Origin of the sequence: Sphingopyxis sp. J-6 (assembly GCF_046603995.1) — a bacterium.
Taxonomy (GTDB): Bacteria; Pseudomonadota; Alphaproteobacteria; order Sphingomonadales; family Sphingomonadaceae; genus Sphingopyxis.
Window position 1 is genome coordinate 1,271,975 of sequence record NZ_CP145810.1, and the last position, 15,376, is coordinate 1,287,350.

13 protein-coding genes are annotated in these 15,376 nt (G+C 65.1%); 7 read left to right on the forward strand and 6 right to left on the reverse strand.

Features of this window, described 5'->3' with window-relative positions:
• Window positions 1-27 precede the first annotated feature (27 nt).
• On the forward strand, window positions 28-954 hold the full coding sequence (locus tag V6U71_RS06130) for a LysR substrate-binding domain-containing protein (RefSeq protein ID WP_411341412.1): 927 nt from the start codon (window positions 28-30) through the stop codon (window positions 952-954).
• On the opposite strand, the gene V6U71_RS06135 is transcribed toward V6U71_RS06130, so the two are convergent.
• The 3 genes from V6U71_RS06135 to V6U71_RS06145 all read right to left on the reverse strand — a co-directional run bounded on the left by V6U71_RS06135 (window position 944) and on the right by V6U71_RS06145 (window position 2,931).
• Window positions 944-1,849 (reverse strand): alpha/beta fold hydrolase, encoded by a 906-nt coding sequence (locus V6U71_RS06135; protein WP_411341413.1) that lies wholly within the window; start codon window positions 1,847-1,849, stop codon window positions 944-946. The two genes, V6U71_RS06130 and V6U71_RS06135, sit on opposite strands and share 11 nt — an antisense overlap.
• Window positions 1,850-1,960: 111 nt before the next feature.
• On the reverse strand, window positions 1,961-2,473 hold the full coding sequence (locus tag V6U71_RS06140; protein WP_411341414.1) for an Lrp/AsnC family transcriptional regulator: 513 nt from the start codon (window positions 2,471-2,473) through the stop codon (window positions 1,961-1,963).
• Window positions 2,470-2,931 (reverse strand): Lrp/AsnC family transcriptional regulator, encoded by a 462-nt coding sequence (locus V6U71_RS06145; RefSeq protein ID WP_411341415.1) that lies wholly within the window; start codon window positions 2,929-2,931, stop codon window positions 2,470-2,472. Before V6U71_RS06145 ends, V6U71_RS06140 begins: the two co-directional genes overlap by 4 nt.
• Before the next feature lie 307 nt (window positions 2,932-3,238).
• Here V6U71_RS06145 and V6U71_RS06150 point away from each other — a divergent pair, with 307 nt between their 5' ends.
• The 6 genes from V6U71_RS06150 (at window position 3,239) to V6U71_RS06175 (ending at window position 12,174) form a co-directional block, all read left to right on the forward strand.
• Entirely contained in the window at window positions 3,239-5,605 is a 2,367-nt protein-coding gene (locus V6U71_RS06150; RefSeq protein ID WP_411341416.1) for a TonB-dependent receptor, read from the forward strand.
• A gap of 63 nt (window positions 5,606-5,668) precedes the next feature.
• Window positions 5,669-7,288 (forward strand): flavin-containing monooxygenase, encoded by a 1,620-nt coding sequence (locus V6U71_RS06155; RefSeq protein ID WP_411341417.1) that lies wholly within the window; start codon window positions 5,669-5,671, stop codon window positions 7,286-7,288.
• A gap of 18 nt (window positions 7,289-7,306) precedes the next feature.
• Window positions 7,307-8,191 (forward strand): alpha/beta hydrolase, encoded by an 885-nt coding sequence (locus V6U71_RS06160; protein ID WP_411341418.1) that lies wholly within the window; start codon window positions 7,307-7,309, stop codon window positions 8,189-8,191.
• 39 nt (window positions 8,192-8,230) lie between these two features.
• Window positions 8,231-10,033, forward strand: a complete 1,803-nt coding sequence (locus tag V6U71_RS06165; RefSeq protein ID WP_411341419.1) for a flavin-containing monooxygenase — start codon at window positions 8,231-8,233, stop codon at window positions 10,031-10,033.
• A 31-nt stretch (window positions 10,034-10,064) separates the two neighbouring features.
• Window positions 10,065-11,285, forward strand: a complete 1,221-nt coding sequence (locus V6U71_RS06170) for a serine hydrolase domain-containing protein (RefSeq protein ID WP_411341420.1) — start codon at window positions 10,065-10,067, stop codon at window positions 11,283-11,285.
• Between the two features lie 106 nt (window positions 11,286-11,391).
• Window positions 11,392-12,174, forward strand: a complete 783-nt coding sequence (locus V6U71_RS06175; RefSeq protein WP_411341421.1) for an SDR family NAD(P)-dependent oxidoreductase — start codon at window positions 11,392-11,394, stop codon at window positions 12,172-12,174.
• Window positions 12,175-12,202: 28 nt separating this feature from the next.
• Here the strand turns inward: V6U71_RS06175 and V6U71_RS06180 are convergent, their stop codons facing one another.
• The 3 genes from V6U71_RS06180 to V6U71_RS06190 form a co-directional block, all read right to left on the reverse strand.
• Window positions 12,203-13,276, reverse strand: a complete 1,074-nt coding sequence (locus tag V6U71_RS06180) for a serine hydrolase domain-containing protein (protein WP_411341422.1) — start codon at window positions 13,274-13,276, stop codon at window positions 12,203-12,205.
• A gap of 170 nt (window positions 13,277-13,446) precedes the next feature.
• Window positions 13,447-14,655 carry an ABC transporter permease gene (locus V6U71_RS06185; protein WP_411341423.1) on the reverse strand — a complete coding sequence of 403 codons (1,209 nt, stop codon included), beginning with the start codon at window positions 14,653-14,655 and terminating at the stop codon, window positions 13,447-13,449.
• The gene (locus V6U71_RS06190; protein WP_411341424.1) at window positions 14,652-15,374 is read right to left on the reverse strand and encodes an ABC transporter ATP-binding protein; all 723 of its coding nucleotides are present in this window, start codon (window positions 15,372-15,374) and stop codon (window positions 14,652-14,654) included. The genes V6U71_RS06185 and V6U71_RS06190 overlap by 4 nt, the downstream gene beginning before the upstream one ends.
• Window positions 15,375-15,376 lie beyond the last annotated feature (2 nt).

Below are 15,376 nucleotides of genomic sequence, written 5' to 3' on the forward strand. Positions count from 1 at the left end.
CGATGCCTTTTCGATATGAAGGCGGCGATGAGGAGCCTGCGCCAGTCCCTGCCACCGCTCAACGCGCTCGCGGTATTCGAGGCGGCGGCACGGCACCACAGCTTTACCCGCGCGGCGGCCGAGCTCAATATCGCCCAGTCGGCGGTCAGCCGCCACGTCGCCAATCTGGAAGCGGACCTTGGCGTCACGCTGTTCATGCGCAGCGGCAACCGGCTTGCCCTCACGAACCCGGGGGAGCGGCTGGCGGAGGCGATCCAGTCGGGCCTCGGGCGCATTCGCGACAGCGTGGAGGCGATCCGGCGGCGGCGCGGCGAGGCGGAAAGTTTCACCATCGCCTGTACCTATGCGATGGCGCACGACTGGCTGATGCCGCGCTTCGGCAGGTTGCGCGCGGTGCTACCCAAGGCGCAGCTTCGGCTGATCACGTCGGACAGCTATCTGAACTTCGACGCCGACGATGTCGATTTATCGATCCGCTACGGCGAACCGTCCGACTGGCCGGGCCTGCGGTCGCGCAAGCTGCTTGCGGAGGAAGTGTTTCCCGTCTGCGCGCCTTCGATGCTCGCCGAATTACCCGGACTGGCCGAGGACGATCGCGCGGCTTGGCAGCAAGCGCCTTTGCTGCATCTGGCGCCCGATGCGCAGGGCCGGGTCGACTGGCTGGACTGGTTCGGCGACCTCGGCATCGCGCCGTCGCAGCATGGCCCGATGTTCAGCGCCTATACGCCGATGCTGCAGGAGGCGCTGGCCGGGCGCGGCGTCGCGCTGGGGTGGCGCGGCATCGTCGATCCCTATCTGGAAACGGGCCAGCTCGTGCGGCTTGCGAACCGCTCGCTGACGTCGGGCCACGGCTTCCATGTCGTTCACCGCGCCGACGCCCGCGAGGCGCTCGTCGAGGCGGTGATCGATGTGCTCGTCGACGTCCGGCCGCCGGCCGAACCGCCTATTTTTTGACGCCGCCGTCGAGGAAGCGTTCGACTTCGAGCGCGAATTTCTCGGGCTCCTCGACCTGCGGCGAATGCCCGCTCCGCTCGAAATAGACCAGCCGCGCGCCCGGGATGGTCTTGCTGATCTTGTACGCGACGGTCGGCGAGACATTCGCGTCGAAGCGGCCGTTGATGACCAGCGTCGGCACATCGAGCCTGGCGAGGGCGGGATAAAGGTCGAGCTTCATCGCATCGAGCATGACCTCGGTGCAGACCTCCTGCGAGAAGGTGCCGGCATCGCCGCTTTCGAGGGCACGATTGCGCTGGTCGTAATAGGACATCCGGTCATAGGCGTCGATCGCGATGCATCCCATCTGCCCGGCCGGACTGGAATCGGGCGGGATGGCGGCGACAATCTCCGGATACAGCTTGTCGAAGAGAAACTCATGTTCGGCGGGCTTGGCCGCGCCCGATCCGACGAGGACGAGATGCGCGACATGGCGGGGGTAGCGGGCGGCATAGGCCATCGAGATGATGCCGCCGAAGGAATGACCGAGCAGGTCGATCCGCTCGACCTTCAACTGTTGCCGCAGCGCTTCGAGATCGCGGACCATGCGATCGACGGTCATATCCTCCGGGCCTCGCGCCGGGGGCGATTTGCCGGTGCCGCGCTGGTCGTAGAAGATGATCTGGCGGCGGGCCGACATTTCCTTCCACGCTGGCGCATTGACGAGATAGCTGTGATCGAAGCCGGGGCCGCCGTTGACGGCGACGAGCGGAACCTCGCCTGGTGTGCCGATCGCGACATGATAGAGCGTCTCGCCCCCCGGATCCGGTGCCGATTGCTGCGCGGAAGCAAGGCCGGGAGCCGCGAGGCCAAGGCACAGCGCGAGGACGAGAAGGCGAGGCTTGCGGAAGGTCATGGGCGTCTCTCCGGGAAATCGGTCGTCACAGCGATTAGGAAGGAAGCCGCGCGATGGCGACCGCAAAGATCAGATGCATGCATGACGACAGGCTATGCAATCGGCGCCGGTCTATCCTTGATCGGCGTGGACCACATTGCCGTGCCAGCTGCGGAATTCATGCTCGCTGGTATCGACGATGAACTCGTGCCGGTGGGCCGGATATTTGTTGACCTGCCGGAAGGTGACGCGCGCGACGCCCGCGATCCGGTAGATGTCCTCGATGGTCGCGGTCATCGCGCGCTGGTCCTTCGCGTACATATGCGCGATGAGATTATAGGCGCCCGTCTTCATCGCGCAGCCCGAACAGCGATCCATGCCGGCGATGGCCTTGTAGGCAGTGCCGAGGTGGGCGGGATGGACCTCGACATACATCCAGCCGAACACCTGCATGTTGGTCGCCGACACGTCGATCAGCAGGCCATAGGTGATCAGGCCATGATCGGTCAGCCGCTTCAGCCGCTTGCGGATCGCGGCTTCGGACAGGTCGAGTTGCCGTCCGATCGCGCGATTGCTCGCGCGTCCGTCGTCGTGGAGCAGGTCGATGATCTGCCGGTCGATGGCATCGGGGACGTAGCTGGTCATAGCGATGCGATCCCCTGTTTGATGCACGCCTCGCCGATCGACACATCGGCGGCGACCGCGTCGACCCCGGCGATGGCGCCGATCCGGTTCTCGACGAGATCGCGGATGTCTGCGGTGCCTTGCGCGAAGACCATGACCTGCAGGAACGGGTTTTCGAAGAACAACGAGACGGAAAAGACCGTCTCGATCTTGCCGATTTCCGCGGCGATCCGTTCGGCATCCGCAAAGGCGCAGCTCACGTCGATCCAGCCGAGCACGCCATAGCCGGCCTTGACGATATTCTGCTGGACCGAGAGTTTGATCACCTTGTCGCGGACCAGCGCGTCGACGCGCACCGAGATGGTGCTTTCGGCGACGCCCAGTTCGGCGGCGATGTCGCGATTCGACGTCTGCGGCGCCCGCGCGAGCATCGCAATGATCTGGCGATCGATCGAATCCAGCCGTCTCTTCGAACCCATGACTCTCTTTCCGGCGTCATGCCGCGATGTGCAGCGCCCGCCAAAGCCATGCTGCCAACCCTGTCTCAACTCAAGCATTTTCGTGCAATCATCGCATATTGCACTGCAATATCGAAATATGCGTCCTAAAAATGCATTGACAGGTTCGCAAACATCGACAACCATGACTTCCGACAAAAGCTCAAAACGAGCAGCGGCCGCAATGGGAGCGGCCAACGAAGCCGCCGGAGCGCGGCGATCGATGGGAGAGGGACCGGTTATGAATCGGATTATATCGCGTCGCGTCCAATATTTACTCGCTGCCAGCGTGCTGCCATTGGCGCTGGCCGTTCCTGCCGCCGCGAACGCGCAAGAGGCCGATGCGGACGCTGCGGCACAGACGGAGGCCGGAGGCTCGTCGATCAACGCCGCCGAGGGCGATATCGTCGTCACCGCCCGCCGCCGCGAGGAAAGCCTGAGCCGGACGCCGGTCGCGGTCTCGGTGCTGACCAGCGACGCGTTGCAGTCGCGCAGCATCAATTCCGAAGCCGACCTGCAGACCGCGACGCCGGGGCTGATCGTCCGCTCGACGCAGGGCAGCAGCCAGTTCAACTATGCGATCCGCGGCCAGTCGATCGACGCCTTTAGCGTCTCGCAGCCGGGCGTGCTGACCTATGTCAACGAGTTCCAGACCAATGCGCTGAGTGCCGGGTCGCTCTATGACCTTGGGTCGGTGCAGGTGCTGAAGGGACCGCAGGGGACGCTGTTCGGCCGCAACACGACGGGCGGCGCGGTGCTGTTTTCGACCGCGGCGCCCGAGTTCGACGCGTTCAAGGGCTTTGCGCGCGGTCGGGTCGGCAACCTTGGCGCCTGGCAGGGCGAAGGGATGATCAACGTGCCGCTCGGCGACAGCGCGGGCCTTCGCGTTGCGGGGCAGGTCGATCAGCGCAAGGGCTTCGTGCGCAATCTCGTCAACGGCGAGCGGCTGGCGAATGTCGATCGTTGGTCGATCCGTGCGTCGCTCAGCTTCGAGATCGGCGACTCGATTGAGTCGAAATTCGTCGCCGAATATGGCCGTTCTAAGGGCAATGGCGATCCGATCCTTGCCTATTCGGCCAATGCGCCGGGTTCGGTCGGCCCGAACGGGCAGGCGCTCGCGGCGACGGTGCCGACCTTCTATAGCCCGATCCTCGATACGCTCGCCGGGCCGGGAGCCTATGCCGCGCTGATGGCCGCCTATCCGGGCACGTCGGCCGGCGGCTACCTCGATTATATCGATCTCCAGCGCTCGCTGGGTACGCGCGCTACGTATCTGGATGGCGAGACGGGGCTGGACGCGAAGAGCGGCTATATCATCAACACGACGTCGATCGATATTTCGGACAGCGCGCAGATCAAGAATATCGTCGGCTATTCGTACAATCGCAATTTCTCGCTGTTCGACCAGGACGGCAGCCCGTTCCCCTTTTACGAATATGTGCAGACGCGGAACCGGGTGAAATCCATCTCGGAAGAACTGCAACTGTCGGGCGAGGCGGTCGACAATCGCCTGACCTATATCCTTGGCGTCTATTATTCGAACGAGAAGCGAACGAGCGGTCAGACCTTCCGCTATTTCAACCTCGGCCCGGTCGCCAATCCGGTCCTCGGTCCGGTGTTCGGCGGCAGCTTGCCGCTCGGCAACCGGCTCGAGGGGGATTTCGATATCTCGAGCATCGGTGCCTTTGCACAGGCCTCGTTCAAGTTCACCGACACGCTGAGCATGACCGGCGGTTTTCGTTACACGCAGGAAAAGAACAAGTTCACCGAAGTTTCGGGCTTCGCACCCTTTTATCCGGCGGGGATCGTCGAGAAGCGCAAGGACAGCGAGCCGAGCTGGACGATCGGCCTCGAGTATCAGGCGACGCCGTCGCTGTTCTTCTATGGCACCTATCGCGGTAGCTGGCGTGGCGGCGGTTTCAACTATAATGCGCCGCCGGTGAATGCCCCGGCCGAACTCGGCGGCAATAGCTTCGATCCCGAAACGATCGAGGACATCGAATTCGGCGCCAAGTTCAACGGCTACCTCGGCAGCGTGCACACGCGCGCGAACCTTGCGGTCTACAAGAGCTGGGTCGATGGCATCCAGCGGATCGCCTATCTGACCTTTCCCGACGTCGGGCCGGGCGGGGCGACGGTCAACGCCGACGGGGCGACGTTTCAGGGTGTCGAGCTCGATGCCGAATTCACCGTCGCGCCGGGGGTCGTGATCGGCGGATCGTTCAACCACACCGATCCGAAATATCGCGGCGACACGCAGCAGACCCTGTTCGGCACGTTCATCGACTTCACGACCTTTGCCGATGTGACGAAATATTCGGGCAGCGGTTATATCGACGTGACCGCGCCGCTGGCGGGCGACACCGGCGAATTGCGGGCGCGGCTGGACGTCTATGCGCAGTCGTCGCTCTATTTCTCCAACTATGGCCAGAGCGGCGCGCCGGGGACGAAGCTGCCATCGTACGAACTGGTGAACGCGCGCGTCGGGCTCGACAATATCGGCGGGTCGGGCGTCTCGGCGGCTTTCTTTGCGAAGAACATCTTCGACAAGGAATATTATGTCGGCGGCATCGGGCTCGGCACGGCCGGGGGCTACAACCTCGCGGTGCCCGGCGAGCCGCGCACCTACGGCATCGATATCAGCTTTCGTTTCTAGAACCTCCACTGTCCCGGCCGCGGGCGCGGCCGGGGCATTTTTGGGGTGCCGGAGTCACCATATATGACCGAAGTGGACGCCATCGTCATCGGCGCCGGCATGTCCGGCATGTACCAACTCCATCTGCTCCGCCAGCTCGGCCTCAGCGTGCAGGTGATCGAGGCGGGCAGCGAGGTCGGCGGCACCTGGTACTGGAATCGCTATCCCGGCTGCCGTTTCGATTCCGAAAGCTATTCCTATTGCTTCTCCTTCGACGAGGAGATGTTGCAGGAATGGGACTGGAGCGAGCATTTCGCGCCGCAGCCCGAAACCTTCGCCTATCTCCGCCGCGTCGCCGACAAGCTCGACCTGCGCCGCGACATCCGCTTCGATACGCGCGTCGCTTCCGCGCATTGGCAGGAGAGCGAGGGGCACTGGCTCGTGCGCTGCGAGGACGGATATGAGGCGCGCGCGCGCTACCTGGTAACTGCGGTCGGCATCCTGTCGATCCCCGTCATCCCGAATTTTCCGGGGCGCGACAGTTTTGCGGGTGCCGCTTTTCACACGTCCGACTGGCCGCGCGGCGGCATCGATCTGGCGGGCAAGCGCGTCGCGGTCGTCGGCACCGGCGCCACCGGGGTACAGGTCATTCAGGAAATGGCGAAGGTCGCGGGACATCTTACCGTCGTCCAGAAGGAGCCCAACTGGTGCAAGCCGCTGTGCAACGCGCCGATCGGGCCCGAAGAGATGGCCGACATCAAGGCGCGCTATGCCGATATTTTCCGGTCGTGCCGCGAGAGCGATGCGGGCTTCGTCCACAACTGGGACCCGCGCACGACCTTCGAGGTCGGCGATGAAGAGCGCGAGGCCTTTTACGAACGGAAATATGGCGAACGCGGTTTCGCTTTCTGGCTGAGCAATTTCAGCGACCTGGCGGTCGACGAGAAAGCCGCGCGGCTGGCGAGCGACTTTCTGGCCCGCAAGATCCGCTCGCGCGTCACCGATCCCGAAACGGCCGAAAAACTGATCCCGAAGGACCATCTGTTCGGCACGCGGCGGGTGCCGATGGAGACGCGCTATTATGAGGTGTTCAACCAGCCGAACGTCGGCCTGATCGACGTCAACGCCGATCCGCTCGTCGAGATCACGCCCGAGGGGATGCGCTTCGACAGCGGTTTCGTTCCGCTCGACGCGATCATCTATGCCACCGGCTTCGACGCGGTGCGCGGCGCTTTCGACAAGATCGACATCGTCGGCAAGGGCGGTTTGACGCTTCGGGAGAAGTGGGACGACGGCCCGGTCACCTTCCTCGGCCTGCAGAGCCACGGCTTTCCGAACTTCTTCATGATCGTCGGCCCGCACAGCGGCGCGACCTTCTGTAACGTCCCGCGCTGCGCCGAGCAGAATGTCGAATTCATCGCCGAGCTCATCGGGCATATGGAGGGCAGGGGGCTTGCGCGCTGCGAGGCGACCCAAGCGGCCGAGGACGACTGGACGGGTCAGGTGCTCGACCAGGCCGACCAGTTGCTCGCTGGGCGGACCAATAGCTGGTTCACCGGGATCAACCACAACATCGAAGGGCGGGGACGGCGCAAGATGCTGCTCTACACGCTCGGCCAGCAATATTTCCTCCAGACCTGCCGCGAGATCGTCGCGCAGGATTATCGCGGCTTCGACATGGCGCCGCAGCGCCCGGCCGCATGACTTCCGAAGGAGAAGACGATGCCGAGTGAAGCCTATCGGGCGCTGGTCGACCAGTTGTTCGCGTCGCCGATGCCCACCGACATCGGCGAGATGCGCGAAGCCTATCGCGCGATGGGCGACGCCTTCCCGCTGCCGGCGGACGTCGCGGTCAAGACAGCGACGCTCGGCGGGCGACCGGCCGAGTGGCTGACGGTCGCCGACGCGCCGCGTCATATCGTCCTGCTGGTCCATGGCGGCGGCTATTGTATCGGCGGGCTGGATTCGCACCGCCACTTCGGCGGCGAGATCGCGCGCCAGACGAGGAGCCGGGTCGCGGTGATCGACTATCGGCTGGCGCCCGAGCATCCCTATCCGGCTGGGCTCGACGATCTGAAGCTGGCCTATCGCGAATTGCTGGCGATGGCGGGTGACGAGAAGATCGCGCTCGTCGGCGACAGCGCGGGGGCAGGGCTGGTGATGGCGCTGCTTGCGGAGTTGCTGCGCGAAGCACAGCCGCTGCCCGCCAGCATCTATTGCATGTCGCCCTGGGCCGATCTGTCGGACACGGCAACCTCGCGCAAGCTCAAGCGCGAGGTCGACCCGCTCGCCAGCATCGACCAGCTTGCGAAAATGGCGGGTCATTATGCCGGGGATATCCCGGTCAGCGACCCGCGCATCTCGCCCGCCTTTGCCGATTTTCGCGGCAGTCCGCCGGTCTTCATCCAGGCGGGCACCGCCGAGGTGCTAATGGACGATGCGCTGAACCTCGCCAAATCGCTCGCCGATGCCGACGTCGATGTCGATGTCGAACTGCGCGCCGGCATGATCCACGTCTGGCCGTGGTTCTTCCCCGCGATTCCCGAGGGCGCCGAAGCGCTGTCACGCGCCTGCGCTTTCCTGTCGCGCCATTTCGCCGACGCCTGACCGGCCGTCCGCCTCCGTTTCCCCGAAAGGCCCCTCCCGATGCTCGACGATCCGCAGACCAGCCCCGAGCCCGATCTCGATCGGGCGCGCGCCAAATATGCCGCCGAACGCGACCGGCGCAGCGGCCGCCGCAGCCGGACGGCGTATCAAACCCCGGGCAGCGGGATCGCGATCGATCTTCGCGACACCTATATCCCGCGCATCGAGCGCGAGGCGCGGAACGAAGCGGTCGATGCCGTCGTCATCGGTGCGGGCTTTGCCGGGCTGATCGTCGCGATCGAGATGAAGAAATGCGGTATCGGCCCGATCCGCATCGTCGACACGGCGGGCGACTTCGGCGGGGTCTGGTACTGGAACCGCTACCCGGGCGCGCAGTGCGACGTCGAATCCTACATCTACCTGCCGTTCCTCGAGGAGACGGGGTACATCCCGAAGGAGAAATATTCGCACCAGCCCGAGATTCTGAAACATGCGCAGCGGCTGGGGCGGCATTTCGACCTGTATGAGGATGCGCTGTTCCACACCGGCGTCACCGACGTGCGCTGGTCGGACGGCGACCGCTGGACGGTGACGACCGACCGCGGCGACACAATCCGATCGAACTTCGTCGTCATGGCGGGCGGCGGGCAGGACCAGCCGCGGCTCCCCGACCTGCCGGGGCTCGACGAATTTTCGGGGCATGTCTTTCATAGCTGCCGCTGGGACTATGACTATACCGGGGGCAGCCATGCGGGCGACTGCGCGAAGCTGGAAGGCAAGCGCGTCGCGGTCGTCGGGACCGGGGCGTCGGCGGTGCAGCTTGTCCCCTATATCGCGCCCTCGACCGAGCATCTCTATGTCCTCCAGCGCACGCCGGTGGTGGTTGGCGAGCGGCTGAACCGGCCGACCGATCCCGACTGGGCGGCGTCGCTCGAACCCGGCTGGCAGGACCGGCGGATGCTCAACTATTCGACATTGGTTCTCGGCGGACAGCAGGACGAAGATCTGGTCGACGACGGCTGGACGCACGCGACCGCCGAACTGGCGAGCGTCTATGGCGGCGAGAAGGGCGGGAGCGATGTGTCGGCGGAAGCGGCGGCGGAGGCGGCCGAACGTGCCGATCTTCGTTACATGGAGAAGATCCGCGCGCGCGTCGACCGCACGGTGGGCAAGGCGAGCGCGGCCGAATTGCTGAAGCCATGGTACCGCTATTTCTGCAAGCGGCCGACCTTCAATGATCTGTACCTGCCGGCGTTCAACCGCGACAATGTCGAACTGATCGACGTCAGCGGCCCGGCGGGGCTCGAACGCCTGACCGCGACGGGCTTTGTCGTCGACGGCACCGAATATCCCGCCGATGCGATCATCTTCGCTTCGGGTTTCGCGAGCGATCTGTCCGAACGCAAGGGGTACGAGCTTGCGGGGCGCGGCGGGATCACGCTGCGCGATCATTGGCGGGACGGCGCGCGCTCGCTACACGGTGTGCTCGTCCACAATTTCCCGAACCTGTTCCTGATGGGAACGGTGCATGTCGGACTGACGATCAACTATACCGAGATGATGCTGCGGCAGGGGCGCCACATCGCCCGCACGATCGAACAGCTCCGCGCGCGCGGCTTCGACGAGATCGAGGCGACCGCAGAGGCGGAGGATGCCTATGTCGAGGATATCGTCGCGGCGCGCGAGGCCGACGTCGCGTTCCACGCTTCCTGCACGCCCGGCTATTTCAACAATGAGGGCATGCCGGTGCAGCGCGGCAAGGGGCTCACCGACACCGTCTATGCCGGCGGTCTTTTCGCCTGGCTCGACATGGTGACCGACTGGCGCGAGGCGCGGGACTTTGCCGGGGCAGAGCTTCGCTGAGGCGTGCCGCCCCCTCCAACCGGAGATTCACATGACGATGAACGCGATCAGCAGGAATATAGCCGCAGGAACGGTGCAGGGGCAGGTCGATCCCGCCTTTGCCGAGCTCGCCGATCTCTTTGCCGCCAACTTCGACGAACGCGGCGAGGTGGGCGCAAGTCTCGCGGTCTTCCACGAAGGCCGGCCGGTCGTCGATATGTGGGGCGGGCGCAAGACGGCCGACGGCGAGGCATGGGATGCCGAGACTATCTCGATCGTCTGGTCGAGCACCAAGGGGATCGCCGCGGTCGCGGCGCATCATGCGGTCGAGAAGGGGCATATCGATCTCGACGCCCCGGTCGCGAAATACTGGCCCGAATTCGCCCGCGAAGGAAAAGAAGAGGCGACTGTGGCGATGATCCTCGACCATTCGGTCGGGGTCCCCGCGCTGCGTGATCCGGTGCGGCCCGGCGGCTTCGCCGACTTCGACTATATGTGCGAGCGGATCGCGCGCGAGCGGCCCTTCTGGGTGCCGGGGACGCGTCACGGCTATCATGGCCACACCTATGCGTGGACCGTGGGCGGGCTGTTCCGCCGCGCGGTCGGCGTGCCGCTCGGCGACTATATCCGCAGCGAGATTGCCGGGCCGCTCGGCGCCGATTTCTGGCTGGGGCTCCCGGCCGGCGAGCATCGCCGCGTTGCACCGATGATCTATCCGACCGATCCGCTGTTCGGGGGCAAGTCGCGCGCCAATCATGCGATCGAGACCGACCCCGCCGCGCCCTTCCCGCTGATGATGACCAATGACGGCGGTTATGACTGCAACGACCCCGCCTATTGGGGCGTCGAGATCGGCTCGCTCAACGGCATAACCAATGGACGTGGGCTCGCGACCATCTATTCGGCGCTTGCCAATGGCGAGCTGCTCGGCGCCGATACGGTGGCGCGGATGGGCCGCACCGCAAGCGCCAGCCATCTCGACGCGACATTGCTGATGCCGATGCGTTTCGGGTCGGGATTCATGAAGACGACCGATAATCGCAGCCGGCCCGAACTGGTGGACTGCACGCTGCTGATGTCCGAGGAGGCGTTCGGCCATGTCGGCTTCGGCGGTTCGGTCGGTTTCGCCGATCCCGGCGTGCGCATGGGTTTCGGCTATACGATGAACCGAATGGGCGCCGGCGTCATGGTCGGGCCGCGTGCGCAACTGCTGATCGACGCCGCCTATCGCGCGCTCGGCTATGCCTCGAACGCCAGCGGTGCGTGGGTGTGAGCGGCAAGGCCGGGTAACTTCTTGAAACCCGGGCTCGGCGAGCCCTATGAAACGGGCGAGCGTACGGCAAAGACCGGCCGCCGATGGTGATACCAGGAGAATGAGCATGAGTTTGGGGCTTTTCGACCTGACGGACAAGGTCGCGCTGGTGACCGGCGGCAACGGGGGCATCGGCCTCGGCATGGCGAAAGGGCTCGCGATGCACGGCGCGACGGTCGTGATTTGGGGCAACAAGCCCGACAAGAATGCGCATGCCGTCGCCGAACTCGAAGCCCTTGGCGGCACCGTCCGCTGCGCGCAGGTCGACGTGGCCGACGAGGCGGCAGTGAAAGCGGGGATAGCGGCGATCCTCGACGAATTAGGCCGTCTCGATCAGGCGATTGCGAACGCCGGCATCGGCATCGCACGCCGCGACATGTTCGAGATCAGCCAGGCCGATTTTGACAAGCTGCAGTCGATCAACGTCTATGGCGTCTTCTACACCTTGCGCGAGGCGGCGGCGCACATGATCGAGCGCGGCAAGGCGGGCGACCGCGGCGGCTCGCTCGTCTCGATCGCCTCCACCGCCGCGGTTCATGGTGCCGCGCGCAACGAGCATTATGGTGCGACCAAGGGTGCGGTGCTGTCGCTCACGCGCGCGATGGCGGTCGAACTCGCCCCGCACGGCATCCGCGTCAACAGCATCCTGCCGGGCTGGACGCGGTCGGACATGACCGAGCGGCTGCAGGGGTGGGACAAGTTCAACGACAATGTCATCAGCCGTGCGCCCGTCGGCCGCTGGGGTGACGGCGACGATTTTTCGGCCATCGCTGTCTATCTCGCCAGCCATCACTCGAGTTTTCATCTGGGCGATGCGATCGTGATCGACGGCGGCTATACCATCTATTGAGGGTTTCTCGCTCAGGCCTTGGCGTCGATCAGATCAGCGATTTCAACCGGTCGATCCCCGTTGCCTCCCGGACGATCCGCGACGCGAGCGCTTGCCCGTTCGCGCCGTTGGTAAAGACGACGATCGCGCGTCCATTTCCGGTATCGCCGACGCCCAGCGTTCTGAATATCCCGTAATTGCTGCCGCTGTGCTGAAATAGCTGGCCTGCAGGGGATCGTTCGAGTTCCCAGCCCAGTCCCCGCGAAATATCGCGCCCGCGCACGTCGGTCCGCGGGGTGAGCATCGCTTGCCGCGCCGCCTCGCCGATCTCCCAGTCCGCCCGCGCTCGCCCGTCCATCATCAGCAGCATGAACCTTGCATAATCGGACGCGGTGGTCAGGAGACCGCCCGCCGAATTGACCAGCAGGTCGTGCGTCGACGGCGGTGTCTTCGGGTCCGCCTCGCGCATCGCCGCGACCGAATCTTCGTAGGTCCAGAACGCGATCGGCTTGCGCCATTTCGCCGCGATCGGCAGCAGCCGGTCGCCGAGCTCGCGTGTCGGCTGGGGAGGGAGTATTTGCTCGCCTTCGGGCGGTTCGGCATGGCCGAAGACCGCCGCCCTCGCGATATCCTCGTCCCAGCCGAAGCTGCTGCGGGGCATGCCGGCCGGACCGAACAGCTTCGCCTGCATCACGCTGCCGAGGCCCATACCCGTGATCTTCTCGACGACGAGCTGGAGCCAGATGAAGGCTTCGCCCGAATAGCTGTAGCCCGATCCGGGCGCGCTGTTCGTGACCAGCGGACCCGAAGCCCAGTTGGGCAAGCCGGTCGAATGCGCCAGCACATGCCGGGCCGTGATCTGTTCGAGGTTGGGGTCATCGCCCAAATGGGCCGGCCGGCGGTAGGCGACGAGCGGCCGGTCGAGGTCGAGGCGCTTTTCGTCGGCGAGCCGCATCGCGACATAGGCAAAGACCGGCTTGGTCATCGACGCCGCCTCGAACAACGTATCCTCCTGCACCGGGTCGCGGGTGAGGGCGTTTTTGACCCCGAAGCCCTCGCTCCAGACGAGCGCCCCGCGGTCGACGACCGCGATGGCGATGCCGGGCACCCCGGCGATCTGCATGAGCCGCGGAATTTCGCGAACCAGTTCCGTAGACGGTACCCAGGCCGTGTTGCTGTCCGGGCATCCGGGCGCTGGCCGCGCACGGGCAGGCGCCGAGCCGCCGGCGATCAGCGCTGCGGATCCGGCCAGCACAGCCCGTCGCCCGGGCCTATTTCCGGAAGTGCTCATCCCTATTCGTGCCGCAGCGCGTCGATCGGATTGAGGCTGGCCGCGCGGCGCGCCGGGAAATAGCCGAAGACGACGCCGATCAGCGCCGAAATCGCAAAGGCAATGACGTTGATCTGGGCATCGAACATCCAACTCACCTGCATCAGAGGCGAGAGCATCGCAATCGCAAGCTGCGCGATGACCAGACCGGCGAGCCCGCCGAGGCATGAGAGGACGATCGCTTCGACCAGAAACTGCATCAGTACCTCGCGCGCGACGGCGCCGATTGCGAGCCTTATGCCGATCTCGCGCGTGCGTTCGGTGACCGATACCAGCATGATGTTCATGATGCCGATGCCGCCGACGACGAGCGAGATTGCGGCGACCGCCGCGACAATCCGCGTCAGCAGGGTGGTCGTGCCGGTCAGCGTTTCCGAAATCTGCTTGGTGTCGAAGATGTTGAAATTATCTTCCTTGCCGCCATCGATCTTGCGGCGTTCGCGCAGCAGGTCGGCGATCGAGGCCTGCACCTGTTCGCTCGAATAGCTTTGATCGACGCCGACGAGCATCACCGAGATGTCCTGATTGCCCGTGAAACGGCGCTGCACCGCCTTGACCGGCATGATCACGATATCGTCCTGATCGCCGCCGAAGCCCGCCTGACCGCGCGTCGACAGCACCCCGATGACATCGCAGCTCACGCCCTTGATGCGAAAGCGCTGGCCGACGGCGCTGCCGCCGCGAAACAGGTTCTGGCGGATTGTGTTGCCGATGATGCAGACGCTTTTGCCGGCCTGTTCCTCGGCGGGGGTGAAGGTGCGGCCCTCGGCAAGCGGCCAGGGCTGGACGGTGAAATAGGCATCGGTGGTGCCGTTCACCGTCGTCGACCAGTTGGCGCCTTCGTAGATGGCGGTGCCGCTGGTCTGCGCCTGCGGCGCGACCGCGGTGACGCCGCCGATCTGCCGCGCGATCGCCTCGAGGTCGGCCATTTCGAAATCGGGCGGGCGCGGGCCGCCGCCGCCGCGGCCGAAGCCCTGACCCGGACGGATCTGGAGGATGTTGGTGCCGAGCGCCGAAATCTGGCTTTGCACCGCGGCGGTCGTCGCATTGCCGAGCGTGACCATCGTCACCACCGCGGCGACGCCGATGACGATGCCGAGCACAGTCAGGAAGGAGCGCAGAACATGGCGGCGGATCGAACGCAGCGCGAGGAAGAAGGTCGTGCCGATCATGCGCCGGGCTCGGCAAGGCCACGTGCGCTTGCGTTGGTTTCGATCCGTTCGACCAGTCCGTCCTTGAAATGGACGAGGGTGCGCGCGAATTCGGCCATGTCGGGTTCGTGCGTCACCATCAGCACGGTGATGCCGCTGTTGCGGTTGAGGTCGGACAGCAATTCCATGATCTCGACCGAGCGTTCGGAATCGAGATTGCCCGTCGGTTCGTCGGCGAGCAGCACCTGCGGCCGGGTCACGATCGCGCGGGCGATGGCGACGCGCTGCTGCTGCCCGCCCGATAATTCGGCCGGGGTATGGTCCCACCAGTCCTTGAGCCCGACCTTGTCGAGCGCGGCCAACGCCGCCTCGTGCCGCTCGGCCTTCGCGTCGCCGCGATAGACGAGCGGCAGTTCGACATTTTCGAGCGCGCTGGTGCGCGACAGCAGGTTGAAGCCCTGAAAGACGAAACCGAAATATTTGCGGCGCAGCAAGGCGCGCTCGTCGCGCGTCAGCGCCTCGACATGGTGGCCGCGAAACAGATATTCGCCGCGCGTCGGCACATCGAGGCAGCCGAGAATGTTCATCGTCGTCGACTTGCCCGATCCTGATGCCCCCATCACCGCGACGAAATCGCCCGCGCCGATGTCGAGGTCGATGCCCTTCAGCGCCTGAAAGGCGGTCGGCCCCTCGCCATAGGTTTTGACGATCCCGCGCAGGCGAATGATGGGGTCGGCCATCG

Bases quoted from the DNA above. Each gene is read 5' to 3' on its own strand.
- V6U71_RS06135 (WP_411341413.1), bottom strand. From the start codon at position 1,849: ATGACCTTCCGCAAGCCTCGCCTTCTCGTCCTCGCGCTGTGCCTTGGC.
- V6U71_RS06170 (WP_411341420.1), top strand. From the start codon at position 10,065: ATGACGATGAACGCGATCAGCAGGAATATAGCCGCAGGAACGGTGCAG.
- V6U71_RS06185 (WP_411341423.1), bottom strand. From the start codon at position 14,655: ATGATCGGCACGACCTTCTTCCTCGCGCTGCGTTCGATCCGCCGCCAT.
- V6U71_RS06190 (WP_411341424.1), bottom strand. From the start codon at position 15,374: ATGGCCGACCCCATCATTCGCCTGCGCGGGATCGTCAAAACCTATGGC.
- V6U71_RS06165 (WP_411341419.1), top strand. From the start codon at position 8,231: ATGCTCGACGATCCGCAGACCAGCCCCGAGCCCGATCTCGATCGGGCG.
- V6U71_RS06140 (WP_411341414.1), bottom strand. From the start codon at position 2,473: ATGACCAGCTACGTCCCCGATGCCATCGACCGGCAGATCATCGACCTG.
- V6U71_RS06155 (WP_411341417.1), top strand. From the start codon at position 5,669: ATGACCGAAGTGGACGCCATCGTCATCGGCGCCGGCATGTCCGGCATG.
- V6U71_RS06180 (WP_411341422.1), bottom strand. From the start codon at position 13,276: ATGCAGATCGCCGGGGTGCCCGGCATCGCCATCGCGGTCGTCGACCGC.
- V6U71_RS06130 (WP_411341412.1), top strand. From the start codon at position 28: ATGAGGAGCCTGCGCCAGTCCCTGCCACCGCTCAACGCGCTCGCGGTA.
- V6U71_RS06175 (WP_411341421.1), top strand. From the start codon at position 11,392: ATGAGTTTGGGGCTTTTCGACCTGACGGACAAGGTCGCGCTGGTGACC.
- V6U71_RS06145 (WP_411341415.1), bottom strand. From the start codon at position 2,931: ATGGGTTCGAAGAGACGGCTGGATTCGATCGATCGCCAGATCATTGCG.
- V6U71_RS06160 (WP_411341418.1), top strand. From the start codon at position 7,307: ATGCCGAGTGAAGCCTATCGGGCGCTGGTCGACCAGTTGTTCGCGTCG.